Genomic DNA, 17109 nt, shown 5'->3' on the forward strand with positions numbered 1-17109 from the left:
CCGTCTTCCAGTTCCTGCTCAACTCCTCCGGCGCGATCGCCCTGTTCGTGTGGCTGGTGATCTGCTTCTCGCAGCTGCGGATGCGCAGGATCATCGAGCGGGAGACGCCGGAGAAGCTCGTCGTCCGCATGTGGCTCTACCCCTACCTGACCTGGGCCACCATCGCGCTGATCACCTTCGTCCTGGGCTACATGCTCACCGACACAGCCGACGGCGGCGGACGCGACCAGGTGGTCCTGTCCACCCTGGTGGCCATCGGCGTGGTCGCCGTCGCGCTGGTCCGCGAGCGAGTGGGGCGGAACAGTACGCATGAAGTCACCCCGTCCTAGGGACCGGGCTCTGTAGGGCGACAGCCTGCCCTCGACCGGCGGCGGTGGTGCGCTCCTCCCGCACCGCCGCCGCCCCATACGGCCCGGACCGCTGATGCAGAACCGCACCCGGGACCGCTTTGCTTCCTGCGCATCGCGTGCCGATCAGCCAGCAAGTCTTGCCCGAGTCCCCACTCTCCTAGGTTGCCCCGCATGCCATTCCTGTCGACTCGCCGCAAGGCCTCCCGCATCGTCCTGGAGCTTGACGACGTGCACCTTGGGAAGCTTCTCAAGTCGCTGCGCACCACGACGCGATCGGGCGCGATCGCGAGCACGGATCTGCGCGTGGTGCAGATCGCCGACTTCCTGAAGCACCACTCCCAGGACTGGGACCGCCACACGTTCCGTCTGGCAGTCTTGGCGCACTTCCTGGCGGATACGCCGGTGCCCTCGAGGTGGGCTGAGCGGGAGCCGGACAGCGCCACTGCCCTTGTTTTGCATGCCTGGTCCGAGGTCTTCCGGGCGCGTGCAACGGGGAATGCGGAAGGTGCCTCGCGCGCAAGCACGAACTGCCTGCGCGCTGCGGATCTCGCCCCGCTGGACCCCACCCCGTGGATCGTTCTGCTGGAGATAGCGCGCCTGGAGCGCCACCGCGCAGCTGAAACCTTCTACGTCTGGAACGAGCTACTGCTCCGCGACCGCTGGAACCGCGATGCCTACCTGAGCATGATGCGCTACCTGACTCCGGACGAGGCTGGTTCGCGACTGCAGGTACTGGAGTTCGTCGACTCCCTCCGGTCACGCATGCCCGCCAATGCGCCCTGCGCGGCGACGGAACTCACCTCCCAAGTGCTGCACTATCAATCGATCCGGACCCGGGGAGGAGTGGAGGGTCTCATGGCACGCAGCTACTGGACCGATGTATATGTCACAGCAGCGCTCGACCGCGCCTCGCAGCACTGGACACAGCCCTCGTTCCTCAGCCATGCAGCCGCGCTTGCCGACCTCAACACGCTCGCCTACGCGCTGATGTCCGCCGATCGCCACCGCGAGGCCCTTCCCGTCTTCCGGTCCATCGGCGGTGCGGTCACCACCTGGCCCTGGCGGTTCGAAGGAGACCCGCTGACCGCGTTCCAACGGGCGCAGGCCCGTGCCGAAGCCGGCCGGTGACACCATCCGGAGATCTTTGACGCTGCGGGTTCCTCGTGATACTCGCCGCATTCCTGGTGCCCCATGGCGACAAGCGACGCCGACCGTGGACGCGGCAAACGCAGCGCCGTTGCGAAGTGGGGAACTTCCCCCGACACCTTCTCCTGCCCCGGGGCAGGCTCCATCAAGTTCCGTGATTGCGTGGAGGGTTGGCGATCCTGGATGGTGGTTGTGTTCCGTTACCTCGCTTCCGGTAATAGCGATGACGACCCTCACCTCACGGCTCGCCTGCAGGCGAAATCCAAGCGGTTGGAGAGGTACGCGCGCCTACCGGAGCCGGTGTACGACATGGGCGCCCCCGAGTTCGAGGAATACATCGCCGCTCTGTGCCGCCGTGACGGCTGCATCGACGTGCAGCGGGTCAGGGGCGACCACACGGGCGGCCAGATGACCGGCTACCTGCCGGACGGCCGGAAGGCTGCCGTGAAGTGGCAACGAGAGTGCGAGGACAGCTCTGTACACACCCACCGCCTCCGAACGTTCGATGACGCCGCTCGCGCGGGGCTTGGTGCCGAGGTGACCATCTTCATCGTCCTCGGGCCGCTCGACAAACGCGAGTACAGGATCGCCGCTCGCCGTCGCTTGACACTGATCGACGTCGACCGGCTTGAGTCCTGGATGACGGGCACCACCTTGAGTGCGCTACTGGTACCGGAGAACGGCAGGCCGGGCACGAACGGCAAGAGCGCCCACGACTGACAGGGCACGGTGGTCAGCCGCGAAACGATGGCCCGCGAAGCGTGTCCAGCACAAGCTCGGCCCTCTGCGGTCTGAATCCGAACTGCAGCCACGGCAGTTGTGCCTACCAGGGGTACCGGGATGATCCACTGAAAGAGCGCAGAAATGAGCAGGAGTGGAACGGAGTTGGGGGCGGATGATGTCTGTGACGACCTTCGTTTTGTCGCTGCGTGCGGAGAGACCGGAGAGCAGCTGTGAGTGATGGCCGTACAGAGCTTTCCGTTTCCCCGGACAAGAGCCGGTTCGGGCGCGTGGCACTGGCAATCGTGCCGGCGGTCATCGTGCCGGGTATCAGCATGGTCCGCCTGCTCGCGGGCGGTCGCGGCACCAGTGAGGGACTCGGGCCGATGGCGGCACCCGCGGCCATCACCCTCATCGCGCTCCCCTTCCTGTGGTACGTGGCCTATGCGGTCCTGCACACCGTGAACACGTATGTGGCACTCGTGGACGGCGCCGTCCTGGTGCGCAACTGGGCGCGTCGGCTGACCGTCATCGAAGGGCCCGGCTTCGTGGCCCGGACCCACATCAACTCCAGCGGCATCGCCGGCGCGGTGCTCGTCGTGGGTGACGACCGCGCCGCTGTCATGCTCAATCCCCGCCAGTGGCGTGAGACCGAACTCGACAAGGTGTGGCGTAAGGCGGCTCTTCAGCAGCAGTTCGGAGGTACGCCGACCCCACGTGAACTTCGCAAGCGTTACCCGACTCTCCGGATACCTCTGTACATCCGGTATCCCGGCATCGTCTACACCTTCTGGACCCTCCTCGTCTTTCTCTACATCGGAGTGGTGGTCAACGTCTTCGCCCGCATCTGAGGGTGCGGCGAACCGGACGCCAACGAGGTGTGTGAAGGCCACTGATTCCCTCGCCGTGTGACAGAACCGTCTCCGAGATCACGGGGGATCTTCAGTCGAGGGCGCCTTCGGGGCCGCCGGCGAGGATGTCGTTGGCAGGAGGGGAGTCTTCGTAGTGGTCGCTTCAGGCGTAGTAGAGGGCGAAGCACTTGCTGATGGTCACGCCGTAGCGCAGGCGCATCAGATTGACCTCCTCGCCGCCGGCCAGTTCCATCTCCACGTAGGCGAAGGCGCCGCGGCAGCGGACGTGCAGCCGCCTCAGCTGCGGCCCAGCAGTGCGGGCGTGCTCGCCAAGGCGCTGCTCGAGCGAGAGTCGGGTGGACTCAGGAGGTGGGGACACGGCAGTCATCCTGCCCGACGGTCCGGGACCGGACACGGCAAGCTATGGCCTGTCGTGATCCACTTCTCCCGATCGGCGCTTGTCCCATGCCTGTTGCTCCGGCCTGCCCGATATTTCTGGCCTCCCCCGAGCGTGAGCGGCTGAAGAGGATGGCCCACGGTCACAAGACCGAGTACCGGATGCGCATGCGCGCGCAGGTCGTGCTGCACGCGGCCAGGGGCCGCTCCAACGCGCGCATTGCCCGGGAAACGGGGCTGCACCTGGACACCGTGCGCACTTGGCGGGGCCGGTTCGCCGAGCAGGGCTTGCCCGGTCTGGCTGACCGTAAGCGCCCTTGCCGACCGCGGGCCTTCACCGCAGTGCAGACCGCCCAGGTCAAGGCTCTGGCCTGCCAACTACCCGCCGAGACCGGCGTGCCTTTATCCCGCTAGTCGTGCGCGGAACTTGCCCGCGAGGCCATGAACTGGGGCATCGCCACGTTCGTGTCGGCCTCCACCGTGCGCCGCTGGCTGGCCGAGGATGCGCTCAAGCCCTGGCAGTACCGCTCCTGAATCTTCATCACCGCCCCGATTCGGCAGCTCAACTCAATCTGAAACGATCAGTAAGTCGCTCACGTCCACGGCTCCACGGCCACCACGGCGTCCACCGGGATCGGTCCGTACACGTGCGGGAACTCCTCGCCGCCGGGCTCGGGGGCCTCGTACTTCACCGGTATGCCGAGCCGCTCCGGGTCCACGACCAGGACCACCAGGTCGTCCAGACCGTCGTAGAAGCGGGCCGTGCCCGGGAGTTGGGCGCGGGTGGAGAAGTGGATGAAGCCCTCCTCCTGAAGGGTCCGGCCGCGCGTCGAGATCTCGTACGTGCCCTTCGCGCGGGCGGCTTCCCACAGGGAGCGTTCGGTGAGGTGCAGTATGTGGTCGGTCATGGGGATCACGCTACGGCCTCAGACGTGCGGCCCGCCCCTGCAGATAGCGCTGCTCGGGAAGGCTCAGGGTGGCCGCGGCGGCCGATTCGTAGGCGGCCCGGGCCCCGTCGTACGCGCCGGCCCGCTCCAGGAGGTGCCCGCGCACGGCGTCCAGGCGGTGGCCCAACCCTGGCTCCAGCAGGGCAAGTTCCGCGAGGCCCGCCTCGGGCCCGTCGACCATCGCGAGGGCGACGGCGCGGTTGAGGCGTTCGACGGGGCCCGGGACCTGGCGGACCAGCACCTCGTACAGCCCGAGGATCTCCCGCCAGTCGGTGGCCCGCGCGGACGGCGCCTCGTCGTGCACGGCCGCGATGGCGGCCCGGAGCCCGTAGGGGCCAGCCGGCCCCCGGGACAGCGCCCGCGTCACCAGCGCCACGCCCTCCTCGATCGCCGCCTTGTCCCAGCGGTCGCGGTCCTGCTCGTCGAGCGGGATCAGCTCGCCGTGCGGTCCGGTACGGGCGTCGCGCCGGGCGTCGGTGAGCAGCATCAGCGCCAGCAGGCCGGCCACCTCACCGTCGTCGGGCAGGAGCCGGTGGACGGTGCGGGTCAGCCGGATCGCCTCGCCGGCCAGGTCTCGGCGTTGCAGGCTGGTGCCGGACGTGGCGGTGTACCCCTCGTTGAAGATCAGGTACAGGGTGTGCAGCACGGCGGGCAGCCGCTTCGCCCAGTTCTCCGGGCGCCCGAACCGCACGCCCCGCACCTTCTGCTTGGCCCGGCTGATCCGCTGGGCCATGGTCGCCTCGGGCACGAGATACGCGCGGGCGATCTCCGCCGTCGTCAGGCCGCCGACCGCGCGCAGGGTGAGCGCGATCTGGGCGGGTGGGGTCAGGTCCGGGTGGCAGCACAGGAAGAGCAGGCTGAGGGTGTCGTCCTCGCGGGGTGCGCGGTCCGGGCCGGGCGCCAGGGGCGCGTTCAGCGCCACCGCCCGCTCCTCCCGCGCCCGCCGCGCCTCCTCCGAGCGCAGGGCGTCCGTCAGCCGCCGCGATGCCACCTTGATGAGCCAGCCGCGCGGGTTGTCCGGAATCCCCGCCGAAGGCCACTGCCCGGCCGCAGCGAGCAGCGCCTCCTGTACGGCGTCCTCGGCCGCGGCGAAGTGGCCGTACCGTCTGACCAGCGCGCCGAGGACCTGCGGCGCGTGCAGCCGCAGCAGGTCCTCGGTCTCGGCGGTGGGACGCACGGCGGCTCAGACGTCCGCGGAACCGCTGTCGATGGGCCGGATCACCACGGGGTACCTGCGGGCCCCGGGGGGCTGGGGGCACTCGAGGACGCGCTCGGCGATCTCGGTGACCCGCTCCAGGCTCGCGCAGTCGAGGACCCAGTAGCCGGCCAGCAGTTCCTTGGTCTCGCCGTAGGGCCCGTCGGTGATCACCGGCTTCCCGTCGTCGCCCGGGCCGACCAGCCGGGTCCTCGCCGGCTCGACCAGACCCTGTCCGTCGATCAGCTCGCCGGTCTCGGCGAGGTCGTCGTTGAGGGCGCCCATGAAGGCGTACATCGCCTGGACGTCCTCCTGGCTCCAGGCCGGGGAGGTGGCGTTGGCCTTGCCGCGCATGCCCTCGTAGTCCGCCTGCGTGCACTGCACCATGACCAGGTACTTCATGACTCTGCTCCTTCGGCTCGGGCCGCCCGTGGGGGCGGCTCTCACGGGGGACGTCGGAGCCGGGCCGGACTTCTCGACACGGGGCCGGATGATTTTTACGGGACTCCCCGCGCGGTCTGTGCGCGGTGGGTGCGGTCTTCAGGACTCCTCCGCGGCCGGCCGCTCCCGCTCCCCGTCCCGCTCACCGCTCCGGGGAACGTACGCCTCGCACTCGGCATTGCGGCACGGGCCCGGCCCCCAGACCGGGACCCAGGCGCCGAGTGTCTTGTGGCGCCTGACCACCGTCTCCACGGGCTGCCCGCACCGGGGACAGACGTGTTCCGAGCCGTCCATGCCCTCAGGTTAGGCCGCTCACCGCTTGCGCGCGCACGTACGGACGAGCACCCCGCTCAGGCCCGGGGTTCGCGCCACATCGGCCACATGTGGGGGCCGTCGGGGAGGGTGAGGGGTTCGCCGGCGGGTTCGAAGCCGAGGCGTTCGTACAGGGCGCGGCTGCGGTCGCTGCTGGCCTCCAGGTAGGCGGGCAGGCCCTCGCGGTCGCAGCGGTCGAGGACGTGCCGGATGAGGGCCGAGCCGAGGCCCTCGCCCTGCCGCTTCGGGGTGACGCCGATCATCCACAGGTATTCGTGGGCGCGGCCCGTGGGGTGGATGTCCTGGGTGAGCCGGCCGATCAGCTCGACGCGCTCGTTGTCCGGGTCGACGGCGGCGCGGAGCTGGGCGGGGCCGTCCTCGTCGGCGTCTTCGGCGTGCGGATCGGCGGGCATCGGCAGCCAGAGCGCGCAGGCGGCGGCGTCCTCGGTGAGATCGACGTAGCCCTCGGCGAGGACCAGGTCGGTGAAGGCGGCCATCAGCCCTGGGTGCCGCGCACGGCGGTGCTCCGCGCCGGGGAAGACCCAGTTGCTGACCGGATCGTCCTGGAACGCCTCGTCCAGCAGCCGTACGACCGTCTCGCGATCGTCCGCGCCCGCCGCCCGGATCACCACACCCATGTGCCGTCCCCTCGTCTCAACCGACCTCGAACGTAAGGGGGTTGAGCCTATCCGGAACGTACGAAGCGGCGGGGCCCGCACACCGTGGGGATGTGCGGGACCCGCCTTCGCCGGAGCCTCGGCGGCCGGGCGGGGTCAGGAGCCGCGCGGCCGCCCCGGTGGGCTCCGGGGTCTGGGTGGGCGCCGGGCTCAGCTGCTGCGCCGGGTCACGAACTCCGCCAGCGCGAGCAGTCCGCCCGCCGCGTCCGGATCGGGGATCGCGCGGGACAGCTCCTGCACCGCGCGGGCCATCCGGTCGGCCGCCTGGACCTGCGCCCAGTCCCGGCCACCGGCCCGCTCGACGGCGAGCACGGTCCGCTCCAGGTCCTCCTTCTCGTACGGCGCCTCGTACAGCTCGGCCAGCTCGACCGCCGCCGGGGTGCCCGAGGTGAGCGCGGCGACCACCGGGAGGGACTTCTTGCGGGCCGCGAGATCGGCGCCGGCCGGCTTGCCGGTGCGGCTCGGATCACCCCATATGCCGATCACGTCGTCGATGAGCTGGAAGGCCAGCCCGGCCTGCCGGCCGAACGCGTCCAGCGCCTCGACGTCCTCCCGCGCCGCGCCCGCGTACAGCGCGCCCAATGCGCAGGCGCACCCCAGCAGCGCGCCCGTCTTGGCCTCGGCCATGGTCAGCACCTCCTCGAGGGTGACCTCCCCGGGGTGGCGGCGCTCCATCGCCGTGTCCGCGTGCTGCCCGGCACACAGCTGAACGACACAGGCCGCGACCCGGGCCGCGGCCGCCCCGGACGCCGGGTGCGGGTCCTCGGCGAGCAGCCCGAGGGCCAGCGCCTGCAGGGCGTCACCGGCGAGGATCGCGTCGGCGTCGCCGAACACGGTCCAGGCGGTGGGCCGGTGACGGCGGGTGGTGTCGCGGTCCATCACGTCGTCGTGCAGCAGCGTGAAGTTGTGCACCAGCTCCACCGCCGCGGCCGCCCGCACCGCCGCCGTGTCCGCCCCCGGTCCGCCGAGCACGGCGGCCGCGGTGAGGACGAGCGCGGGGCGTATCGCCTTGCCCGCGTTGCCCGCCGCCGGTGTCCCGTCAGCGTGCTCCCAGCCGAAGTGGTAGAGCGCGATGCGCCGCAGGGAGCCGGGCAGGGAGTCGATGGCGCCGCGCAGGACGGGGTCGACGGCCGCCCGGGCGCGCTCCAGGATCGCCGTCGCCGCGGCCCCGTCGAACCCTCCCCCGCCCTCGCGGCCCTCCCTCCGCCCGGCGGGGTGCCGCTTCGCCTCCGCCAGGAACTCGGCCATGGGGTCCCCCTCGGTCAGTCCGCGGACGGTGGCGCTTCCGCTCGGGCCGGTCGCGTACGACCGGGATCTACCCCGGCCGGGCTGCGGGGACACGGCTCCCCGGTGGAGAAACGTCACCTCCAGCGGCCGATCTCGATGTTCTCCAGGACCCCGAGCGCGTCCGGCACCAGGACCGCGGCCGAGTAGTACGCCGTCACGAGGTACTTGATGATCGCCTGCTCGTTGATGCCCATGAACCGGACGGACAGGCTCGGCTCGATCTCGTCCGGGATGCCCGCCTGCTGCAGCCCGATCACGCCCTGCTCGGCCTCGCCCGTGCGCATGGCGATGATCGAGGACGTACGGGCCTCGGTGACCGGGATCTTGTTGCAGGGGTAGATCGGCACGCCCCGCCAGGTCGGGATGCGGTTGCCGGCCACCTCGATGGTCTCGGGGACGAGCCCGCGCTTGTTGAGCTCGCGGCCGATCGCGGAGATCGCGCGCGGGTGGGCGAGCAGCAGCTTGGTGCCGCGCCGCCGGCTGAGCAGCTCGTCCAGGTCGTCGGGGCTGGGCACACCGTCGTGCGGCTGGAGCCGCTGGTCGTACTCGCAGTTGTGCAGCAGCCCGAACTCGCGGTTGTTGACCAGCTCGTGCTCCTGGCGCTCCTTCAACGCCTCCACGGTGAGCCGCAGTTGCTGCTCGGTCTGGTTCATCGGCTGGTTGTAGAGGTCGGCGACGCGCGAGTGGATGCGCAGCACGGTCTGGGCGATGCTCAGTTCGTACTCGCGGGGCCTGGCGTCGTAGTCGACGAAGGTGTGCGGGATGTCCGGTTCGCCGCTGTGGCCGGCGGCGAGGTCGACGGCCTTCTCGCCGTACTTGTTGGTGTGCTGCTCGGGGATCGAGCGCACGTGCTGGAGGTGCTCGCGCAGGGAGTCGGAGCGCTCCGCGACCAGTTCGACGTCCTGCCGGGAGAGGGTCAGCACCGTGCACGCGGTGGCCGCGCGGACCGTGCACTCCCAGATGGCGTCCGGGCTGAGCAGTGCCGCGTCGCCGAAGTAGGCGCCGTCGGCGAGCACGCCGAGGACCGCGTCGTCGCCGTAGGGACCCGTGCCGACCTTCTCCACCCTGCCGTGCGCCAGCAGATGGACCTCATCGGTCGCGCCGCCGAAGGAGGCGATCACCGAGCCCGGCGCGAACTCCTGCTGCCGGCAGCGCTGGGCCAGCTCCGAGAGCACCTCGTCGTCCTCGTAGTCGCGCAGCGCGGGCAGTTCGCCCAGCTCCGCTGGGATGACCTCCACGCGGTCGCCGGTCTTCACGAACGTGATGCGGCCGTCCCCCACCGCGTACGTCAGGCGCCGGTTCACCCGGTACGTGCCGCCCTGGACGTTGACCCAGGGCAGCATGCGCAGCAGCCAGCGGGAGCTGATCTCCTGCATCTGGGGCGCGGACTTGGTCGTGGTGGCCAGGTTCCGCGCGGCGGCCGTGGCGAGACTCTGCTGCGGCTTGCCCTGTTCCGAACGGACCTCTTCGCCTACCGACATATGAGAATTGCCCTCCCGGTCATGCGGCGGCACGGTCGGAGCCGCCGCATTGCGATCTGCACGGAGCAGCCTTCCATCACGGAGCGTGCCGGTGCTATTACACGAAAGAGCGGGGTTGGATCTTCGGATCGATGGGCACAAAGGAGGCTTTCGTCCAGCAGCCCGACACGCGGAATGGCCGGATCCGTTCGATAGCCGCGAGCGCGATGTGTAATCGCGCACTCACTTTAGGTAAGAGGCTCTGGCACGGGCGATCGCGTCGGGCGGTCGTCGGCACGGCACGTACGAAGGAGGCGGCCATGGCCTCACCCATGTCCGCGGGCGCTTTTCGGGCGGGGCTCCTGGCGGAGGGCCTCACCGTCGTCGAGGTCGGCGACTGGGAACATCACAACCGCAATCACAAGGGTCCGTGGGGCCCGGTGCACGGGGTGGTGATCCACCACACGGCCACCAGCGGCAGCGAGCACACGGTCGAGCTCTGCCGGGACGGCTACGCCGGCCTGCCCGGCCCTCTCTGCCACGGGGTCATCACCAAGGACGGCACGGTCCACCTCGTCGGTTACGGCCGCGCCAACCACGCGGGCCTGGGCGACGACGACGTGCTGCGCGCGGTGATCGCCGAGAAGGCGCTGCCGCCCGACAACGAGGCGAACACCGACGGCAACCGCCACTTCTACGGCTTCGAGTGCGAGAACCTCGGCGACGGGCACGATCCCTGGCCCCCGGCCCAGCTGGAGGCCATCGAGAAGGCGGCGGCAGCGGTGTGCCGGCACCACGGCTGGACGGAACGCTCGGTGATCGGCCACCTGGAGTGGCAGCCGGGCAAGGTGGACCCGCGCGGCTTCACGATGGCGTGGCTGCGCGAGCGCATCCGGGACCGCCTGAAGTGACGCACCGGGTCACAATGGTGCCGTGACCGGCCTCGACACCCTGCGACCACGCCTCCCTTCCCCTCTGCAGGAGCTGTCGGACCCCCGTTTCGACCGCCGTGGTCTGCGTCTTCTCCTCAAGCGGGACGACCTCATCCACCCGGAGCTGATCGGCAACAAGTGGCGCAAGCTCGTGCCGAACATCGAGGCCTGCGGCGGCCGGCCGCTCGTCACCTTCGGCGGGGCCTACTCCAACCACCTGCGGGCCACGGCGGCCGCCGGGCGGCTCCTCGGGCTGCCCACCGTCGGCGTGGTCCGCGGGCAGGAACTGGCCACCCGGCCCCTCAACGCCTCGCTCGCCCGGTGCGCGGCCGACGGCATGCGGCTGCACTTCGTCGACCGCTCGACGTACCGCCGCAAGACCGAACCGGACGTCCTCGCGCGCGTGCTGCGCGCGGCGGGCGCGGAGAACGCGTACGTGGTCCCGGAGGGCGGCAGCAACGCGGAGGCGGTGCGCGGCTGCCGGGCCCTGGGCGAGGAGCTGCGCGGGCAGGCGGACGTGGTCGCCCTGGCCTGCGGCACCGGCGGCACCCTGGCGGGCCTGGCCGCAGGCCTGTCCCCCGCCCAGCGCGCCCTCGGCATACCCGTTCTCAAAGGCGGCTTCCTCACCGACGACATAAGAGTCCTCCAGCAGCGGTCCTTCGGCGGCCCCCGCGGCGACTGGACCCTGGACGAACGCTTCCACTTCGGCGGCTACGCGCGCGTGCCCCCTGAACTCGACACCTTCGCCGAGGACTTCCAGGAACGTCACGGCGTGGCGGTGGAGCGCCTGTATGTCGCCAAGTTGCTTCATGGACTTGTCGCCCTGGCGGAGGAGGGGGCGTTCCCGCGCGGGACGACGATCGCGGCCGTGATCACCGGGCGGCCCCTTCCGTAGCGTCCGTCTACGCCGTCTCCCGATAGGCCGCCGCCTCCTCCAGGTCCAGGCGCCGCAGCAGGGTGCGCAGCATCTCGTCGTCGATGTAGCGGCCGTCGCGCAGCCGTACGAACATCGCGCGTTCGGCGCCGATCATCTCCCGCGACAGGCGGCGGTAGGTGTCGTCGACGGACTCGCCGGTGACCGGGTTGGTCTGGCCCAGGCGCTCCCACACGGCGTTGCGGCGGCGCTCCAGGACCTGGCGGAGGCGGTCGGCGAGGGGCGGCGGGAGGGTGTTGCGCTCGTCGGTGAGCAGTTCGTCCAGGCGTTGCTCGGCGACCCGGGAGGCCTGGGCCTGGGCGCTGGCCTCGGCGAGGGTCTCGGCCTGTGCGTCCTTGGCGGGGAAGCGCACCAGGCGGATCAGCGGGGCCAGGGTGAGGCCCTGCACCACCAGGGTCCCGATGACCGTCGTGAAGGTCAGGAAGAGGATCAGGTTGCGCTGCGGGAAGGGGCCGCCGTCGTGCACGGTGAGCGGGATCGAGAAGGCGATGGCCAGCGAGACGACACCGCGCATCGCCGCCCAGGAGGTGACGATCGGGCCTCTCCAGGTGGGGTTGTCCTCGCGTTCCCTGATCCGCGAGGACAGCATGCGGGGCACGAAGGTCCCCGGATACACCCAGACGAACCGGGCCAGGACGACCACCAGGAAGACGGCGAGCGCGTACCAGGCGGCGTCGACACCCCGGTAGTCCCCGAGGCCCTTGAGCACGACCGGCAACTGCAGCCCGATGAGCGCGAAGACCGCCGACTCCAGGACGAACGCGACCACCTTCCACACCGCCTCCTCCTGGAGCCGGGTGGCGAAGTCGACCTCCCACGCCCGGTGCCCGATGTAGAGGGCGACGACCACGACCGCGAGCACACCGGAGGCGTGCACCTGCTCGGCGACGGCGTAGGCGACGAAGGGGATCAGCAGCGACATGGTGTTCTGCAGCAGCGCCTCCTTCACATGCGTGCGCAGCCAGTGGATCGGCGCCATCAGCACCAGCCCGACCACCACACCGCCGACCGCCGCCAGGAGGAACTCGCCGATCCCGCCGATCCAGGAGGCGCCCTCACCGACGGCGGCCGCGACGGCCACCCGGTAGGCGGTGATCGCGGTCGCGTCGTTCAGCAGGGACTCGCCCTGCAGGATCGTGGTGATCCGGGAGGGCAGCCCGACCCGCCGGGCGACCGCGGCCGCCGCGACCGCGTCCGTCGGCGCCACGACCGCCCCCAGCACCAGCGCCGCGGGCAGCGGCAGCCCCGGTACGACGAGATAGGCGACCCAGCCGACGACGAACGTGGCGAACAGCACGTACCCCACCGACAGCAGCGCCACCGGCCGCACGTTGCTGCGCAGGTCGAGGTACGAGCTCTCGACCGCCTCCTTGTGCAGCAGCGGCGGCAGCACCAGCGGGAGCACGATGTCCGGATCGAGCGTGTAGTCGGGCACCCCCGGCACGTACGACACCACCAGCCCCACCGCCACCAGCCACAGCGGCGCCGGCACCGGAGTGCGGCGCGCGGCCGCGGCGACCGCGGTGCTGCCCGCCACCAGCAACAGCAGTGGCATCACGTCCATCGTCCTCGCCCACCCTCGTTTTTCCGCGCGGCCCTCCGCACGGGCGTCGTAATCTGGCAATCATGAAACAGTGCACGCACGCCGAAGCGCTGCCGCTCCCGGAACCCGGTCCGCTCAGCGAGACGTGCCTGGAGTGTCTGCGCGACGGCACACACCCGGTGCAGCTGCGGCTGTGCCTCACCTGCGGCCACGTCGGCTGCTGCGACTCGTCGCCGAACCGGCACGCGACGGAGCACCACAAGGACTCCGGCCACCCGATCATGCGCACGTTCGAGCCCGGTGAGAACTGGCGTTGGTGCTTCGTCGACCACGTACTTGTGTGACCCTGGACGCCAGGGTTCCAGGACGGTTCGACCGTCTGACGTCTGGGTACGTCAACCCGGCGCGCCTTCTTCCCATTGGGAGCCGCAGACCCCTAGACACGGAGCGTGTCCGCAGGTTTACTGTGAGTGACGGCAAGGGGTCGGGGTCCTGGGGACAGGAAAGTTGAGAGCGCGATAGCGTCACCGCTGAACCACACATCGCGTTACCCCGGGGGGCGACCCTCGGCCCGTAAAGCTTGTACCACCATGGAGGTGAGGGTGTCCCAGATCGCAGGCGAGCCCGCGACCCAGGACTTCGTGGAAGTCCGGCTGCCGGCCGCGGGTGCCTACCTGTCGGTGCTGCGTACGGCCACGGCCGGCCTCGCGGCCCGTTTGGACTTCACCCTCGACGAGATCGAGGACCTGCGCATCGCGGTTGACGAGGCCTGCGCGATCCTGCTGCAGCAGGCCGTGCCCGGCTCGGTGCTCAGCTGTGTCTTCCGGCTCGTCGACGACTCTCTCGAGGTCACCGTCTCGGCCCCGACCACGGACGGTCACGCCCCCTCGCGGGACACCTTCGCCTGGACCGTGCTGTCCGCTCTCGCGGGCAAGGTCTCCTCCGCCGTGGACGAGGACAAAACCGTTTCGATCAGCCTCTACAAACAGCGCGGCGCGGGACCCGGGCCGGCGTGAGGACAGGGGACGGGCCGGTGCGTGACGAAGAGCGCGGCACACGGGAGCTGCCGGCCGAGGGCACAGGCGGGTCTCGCCACACGGGGGAGCCCGTCGGCGACGGGGTCGGCATCGAGGTCACGTCGGGCATGGCCGGCATCCCCGAGCAGGCCCGGCCGCATCCGGAGGAGGACGCCGGCCCCGCGGCGGCGACCGGCCTCCTGGACGACGGCGGCCGGCGGGATCGGGAAGGCGCCGCGCCTGGCACCCCTGCGGACGGGTCGAACGGGATCACCCCGGCCCCGCCGCAGGCGAGGGCTGGGCGAAGGACAACGGGCGGGACGATGAACGAGCACGAGCGAGACGAGCAGCAGGACGCGCAGAGCGTGCAGCAGGCCACGCAGCACGACGCACAGGACCGCAGCGGAGCGCGCGCGATGTTCGTCGAACTGCGCGGGCTGAAGGACGGCAGCCCGGAGTACGCGGAGCTGCGCAACAAGCTGGTCCGTATGCACCTGCCGCTGGTCGAGCACCTCGCGCGCCGCTTCCGCAACCGCGGCGAGCCGCTCGACGACCTCACCCAGGTCGCCACCATCGGCCTGATCAAGTCCGTCGACCGCTTCGACCCGGACCGCGGGGTGGAGTTCTCGACCTACGCGACCCCGACGGTCGTCGGCGAGATCAAGCGCCACTTCCGCGACAAGGGCTGGGCGGTGCGGGTGCCGCGGCGCCTGCAGGAGCTGCGGCTGGCGCTCACGACGGCCACCGCGGAGCTGTCCCAGCAGCACGGCCGCTCCCCGACCGTGCACGAGCTCGCCGAGAAGCTGGCGATCTCGGAGGAGGAGGTCCTGGAGGGCCTGGAGTCGGCCAACGCCTACTCCACGCTGTCCCTGGACGTCCCCGACACCGACGACGAGTCCCCGGCGGTCGCGGACACCTTGGGCGCCGAGGACGAGGCGCTGGAGGGCGTCGAGTACCGAGAGTCGCTCAAGCCGCTGCTGGAGGACCTGCCGCCGAGGGAGAAGCGGATCCTGCTGCTGCGCTTCTTCGGGAACATGACCCAGTCGCAGATCGCGCAGGAGGTCGGCATCTCCCAGATGCACGTCTCCCGCCTGCTGGCCCGCACCCTGGCCCAGTTGCGGGAGAAGCTGCTGGTGGAGGAGTAGCCCTACGGCACTACTGCTTGCCGTCCTGGGTGCGGCCCGGACCCTTGATCCCGAGGGCCTGGGTCGTCACCGGGTTGACCAGCAGCACCAGGGCGACGACGGCGACGACCGCCAGCGCGATCCCGGCGGGGATCGCCACGCTGTCGGCCTGCAGCAGGGTGTAGGCGACCGGCAGCGCCATGACCTGGGTGATGACGGCCGGGCCCCGGCTCCAGCTCCTGCGCGAGAGCAGCCCGCGCGCGGCGAGCAGCGGCAGCAGCGCGAGGACGAGCAGGGTGACGCCACCGGTGACGGCGGAGCCCCGGTCGTCCGGGTCGCCCACGAGGCCCTCCACGAGCATCCAGACGCCCCCGACGGTCAGCGCGAGCCCTTCCAGCCCGGCGAGCGCGGCGGCGTACGTCAGGCGCCGCGGGCGGGGGCCGGTGTCTTCCTCGGTGGCGGGGGTCTTCTCACTGGTCACCCCTGAAGGGTAGCCCTGGGCAGGCCGGTCGGCGCGGGGGCGGGCGAGGGGACGCAGGCCCTCTCGGCGGGGTTGAGCCGGCCCCGGGTGGCGAGACTCACGCCCCCTCCTCTTACCTGATCCCTACCTCGCGCTGTGCCCGGTACCAGGCAGTAGGTACGCTGCAACTCATGCGTGCACTCCTCGTGGTCAACCCGGCGGCAACCACCACCAGCGCACGCAGACGCGATGTGTTGATCCACGCGCTGGCGAGCGAGATGAAGCTCGAGGCGGTCACCACCGAGTACCGCGGCCACGCACGCGACCTGGCCCGGCAGGCGGCCGACAGCGACGACATCGATCTCGTGGTGGCCCTCGGCGGCGACGGCACGGTCAACGAGGTCGTCAACGGTCTGTTGCACGCCGGCCCCCATCCGGACGGCCTGCCCCGCCTCGCCGTGGTCCCGGGCGGCTCCACCAACGTCTTCGCCCGCGCCCTGGGCCTGCCCAACGACGCCGTCGAGGCGACGGGCGCCGTGCTGGACGCCCTGCACCAGGGCAGCGAGCGCGCGGTCGGCATGGGTCTCGCCACGGGGACGCCGGGGACCGAGGACGAGGCGGTGCCCGCGCGCTGGTTCACCTTCTGCGCGGGGCTCGGTTTCGACGCCGGCGTGGTCGGGCGGGTGGAGCAGCAGCGCGAACTGGGCAAGAAGTCCACACACGCCCTTTACCTGCGCCAGGTCGCCCGCCAGTTCCTGCAGGAGCCCCACCGGCGGCACGGCACCATCACGCTGGAGCGGCCCGGCGAGGAACCGGTGACCGATCTGGTGATGTCCATAATCTGCAACACCTCGCCCTGGACGTATCTGGGCAATCGTCCGGTGTACGCGTCACCTAAGGCTTCGTTCGATACCGGGCTCGACGTACTCGGCGTCAGCCGCATGTCCACGGTCACGGCTGCCCGGTATGCCACGCAGTTGCTGACTTCGTCCCCCGAGCGGGGACCCCATGGAAAGCACGTCGTGACCCTGCACGACCTGGACGGGTTCACCTTGCATTCGAAGGCGCCTCTCCCCCTTCAGATGGACGGCGACCACCTCGGACTGCGTACGAGCGTGACGTTCACAGGCGTACGCCGTGCACTGCGTGTGATTGTGTGAGCAGAAGGGGCTAAAGTCCTTTCACTCGAACGTTTAGGCCAGGGTCCACCCCATGGAAGTACGGCTGTGACCTAGTCGACACCGAGGAATCAAAAAAAACTTTCCGGAAGGGGTTGTATCCGCCGCTGAGGTTTGCGAGTCTCTACGTGGCGATCGGG

Annotated in this window: 20 protein-coding genes and 1 pseudogene; 11 read left to right on the forward strand and 10 right to left on the reverse strand. The window is 70.6% G+C overall.

Annotated features, from left to right (window positions below; all coding sequences use genetic code 11):
• From ABZZ74_RS42310 to ABZZ74_RS42325, 4 genes and pseudogenes are all read left to right on the forward strand, one after another.
• Positions 1-329 (forward strand): annotated as a pseudogene (locus ABZZ74_RS42310) (amino acid transporter); the annotation flags it as partial.
• 192 nt (positions 330-521) lie between these two features.
• Entirely contained in the window at positions 522-1478 is a 957-nt protein-coding gene (locus ABZZ74_RS42315; RefSeq protein WP_356949463.1) for a hypothetical protein, read from the forward strand.
• Between the two features lie 63 nt (positions 1479-1541).
• Positions 1542-2216 (forward strand): restriction endonuclease, encoded by a 675-nt coding sequence (locus ABZZ74_RS42320; RefSeq protein ID WP_356949464.1) that lies wholly within the window; start codon positions 1542-1544, stop codon positions 2214-2216.
• Between the two features lie 290 nt (positions 2217-2506).
• Positions 2507-3067, forward strand: coding sequence for a hypothetical protein (locus tag ABZZ74_RS42325; RefSeq protein ID WP_356949465.1), 561 nt, complete (start codon positions 2507-2509; stop codon positions 3065-3067).
• Positions 3068-3230: 163 nt separating this feature from the next.
• Here the strand turns inward: ABZZ74_RS42325 and ABZZ74_RS42330 are convergent, their stop codons facing one another.
• Positions 3231-3446 (reverse strand): hypothetical protein, encoded by a 216-nt coding sequence (locus ABZZ74_RS42330; protein ID WP_356949466.1) that lies wholly within the window; start codon positions 3444-3446, stop codon positions 3231-3233.
• 86 nt (positions 3447-3532) lie between these two features.
• Between ABZZ74_RS42330 and ABZZ74_RS42335 the strand changes: the two genes are divergently transcribed.
• Positions 3533-3877, forward strand: coding sequence for a helix-turn-helix domain-containing protein (locus tag ABZZ74_RS42335; protein WP_356949467.1), 345 nt, complete (start codon positions 3533-3535; stop codon positions 3875-3877).
• Positions 3878-4056: 179 nt separating this feature from the next.
• Here the strand turns inward: ABZZ74_RS42335 and ABZZ74_RS42340 are convergent, their stop codons facing one another.
• From ABZZ74_RS42340 to ABZZ74_RS42370, 7 genes are all read right to left on the reverse strand, one after another.
• Positions 4057-4371 carry a DUF952 domain-containing protein gene (locus tag ABZZ74_RS42340; protein ID WP_356949468.1) on the reverse strand — a complete coding sequence of 105 codons (315 nt, stop codon included), beginning with the start codon at positions 4369-4371 and terminating at the stop codon, positions 4057-4059.
• Between the two features lie 10 nt (positions 4372-4381).
• Positions 4382-5587 carry a sigma-70 family RNA polymerase sigma factor gene (locus tag ABZZ74_RS42345; RefSeq protein ID WP_356949469.1) on the reverse strand — a complete coding sequence of 402 codons (1206 nt, stop codon included), beginning with the start codon at positions 5585-5587 and terminating at the stop codon, positions 4382-4384.
• A gap of 6 nt (positions 5588-5593) precedes the next feature.
• On the reverse strand, positions 5594-6007 hold the full coding sequence (locus ABZZ74_RS42350; protein ID WP_356949470.1) for a YciI family protein: 414 nt from the start codon (positions 6005-6007) through the stop codon (positions 5594-5596).
• A gap of 138 nt (positions 6008-6145) precedes the next feature.
• Positions 6146-6340: a hypothetical protein gene (locus ABZZ74_RS42355; RefSeq protein ID WP_356949471.1), complete on the reverse strand. Its 195-nt coding sequence runs from the start codon at positions 6338-6340 to the stop codon at positions 6146-6148.
• A 56-nt stretch (positions 6341-6396) separates the two neighbouring features.
• Positions 6397-6996, reverse strand: coding sequence for a GNAT family N-acetyltransferase (locus tag ABZZ74_RS42360; protein WP_356949472.1), 600 nt, complete (start codon positions 6994-6996; stop codon positions 6397-6399).
• Between the two features lie 189 nt (positions 6997-7185).
• Positions 7186-8283: a family 2 encapsulin nanocompartment cargo protein polyprenyl transferase gene (locus ABZZ74_RS42365; RefSeq protein ID WP_356949473.1), complete on the reverse strand. Its 1098-nt coding sequence runs from the start codon at positions 8281-8283 to the stop codon at positions 7186-7188.
• A 113-nt stretch (positions 8284-8396) separates the two neighbouring features.
• Positions 8397-9803 (reverse strand): family 2B encapsulin nanocompartment shell protein, encoded by a 1407-nt coding sequence (locus ABZZ74_RS42370; RefSeq protein ID WP_356949474.1) that lies wholly within the window; start codon positions 9801-9803, stop codon positions 8397-8399.
• Positions 9804-10102: 299 nt separating this feature from the next.
• Here ABZZ74_RS42370 and ABZZ74_RS42375 point away from each other — a divergent pair, with 299 nt between their 5' ends.
• Positions 10103-10693, forward strand: a complete 591-nt coding sequence (locus tag ABZZ74_RS42375) for an N-acetylmuramoyl-L-alanine amidase (protein ID WP_356949475.1) — start codon at positions 10103-10105, stop codon at positions 10691-10693.
• 22 nt (positions 10694-10715) lie between these two features.
• Positions 10716-11609 carry a pyridoxal-phosphate dependent enzyme gene (locus tag ABZZ74_RS42380; RefSeq protein WP_356949476.1) on the forward strand — a complete coding sequence of 298 codons (894 nt, stop codon included), beginning with the start codon at positions 10716-10718 and terminating at the stop codon, positions 11607-11609.
• Positions 11610-11616: 7 nt separating this feature from the next.
• Here ABZZ74_RS42380 and ABZZ74_RS42385 read toward each other — a convergent pair whose 3' ends face one another.
• The gene (locus ABZZ74_RS42385; RefSeq protein ID WP_356949477.1) at positions 11617-13212 is read right to left on the reverse strand and encodes a Na+/H+ antiporter; all 1596 of its coding nucleotides are present in this window, start codon (positions 13210-13212) and stop codon (positions 11617-11619) included.
• Between the two features lie 62 nt (positions 13213-13274).
• Here ABZZ74_RS42385 and ABZZ74_RS42390 point away from each other — a divergent pair, with 62 nt between their 5' ends.
• The 3 genes from ABZZ74_RS42390 to ABZZ74_RS42400 all read left to right on the forward strand — a co-directional run bounded on the left by ABZZ74_RS42390 (position 13275) and on the right by ABZZ74_RS42400 (position 15352).
• On the forward strand, positions 13275-13535 hold the full coding sequence (locus ABZZ74_RS42390) for a UBP-type zinc finger domain-containing protein (protein ID WP_133044572.1): 261 nt from the start codon (positions 13275-13277) through the stop codon (positions 13533-13535).
• A 258-nt stretch (positions 13536-13793) separates the two neighbouring features.
• On the forward strand, positions 13794-14207 hold the full coding sequence (locus ABZZ74_RS42395) for an anti-sigma regulatory factor (protein ID WP_004925829.1): 414 nt from the start codon (positions 13794-13796) through the stop codon (positions 14205-14207).
• Positions 14208-14224: 17 nt separating this feature from the next.
• A complete protein-coding gene (locus tag ABZZ74_RS42400) occupies positions 14225-15352 on the forward strand; it encodes an RNA polymerase sigma factor SigF (protein ID WP_356949478.1) in 1128 nt (375 codons plus the stop codon).
• 10 nt (positions 15353-15362) lie between these two features.
• On the opposite strand, the gene ABZZ74_RS42405 is transcribed toward ABZZ74_RS42400, so the two are convergent.
• Positions 15363-15812 carry a hypothetical protein gene (locus ABZZ74_RS42405; RefSeq protein WP_356949479.1) on the reverse strand — a complete coding sequence of 150 codons (450 nt, stop codon included), beginning with the start codon at positions 15810-15812 and terminating at the stop codon, positions 15363-15365.
• Between the two features lie 170 nt (positions 15813-15982).
• On the opposite strand from ABZZ74_RS42405, the gene ABZZ74_RS42410 reads away from it, so the two are divergent.
• Entirely contained in the window at positions 15983-16951 is a 969-nt protein-coding gene (locus ABZZ74_RS42410) for a diacylglycerol kinase family protein (RefSeq protein ID WP_356949480.1), read from the forward strand.
• Positions 16952-17109: the final 158 nt, after the last annotated feature.

Source organism: Streptomyces sp. NPDC006476, assembly GCF_040612015.1.
In the GTDB taxonomy this organism is placed as follows: Bacteria; Actinomycetota; Actinomycetes; order Streptomycetales; family Streptomycetaceae; genus Streptomyces; species Streptomyces griseorubiginosus_B.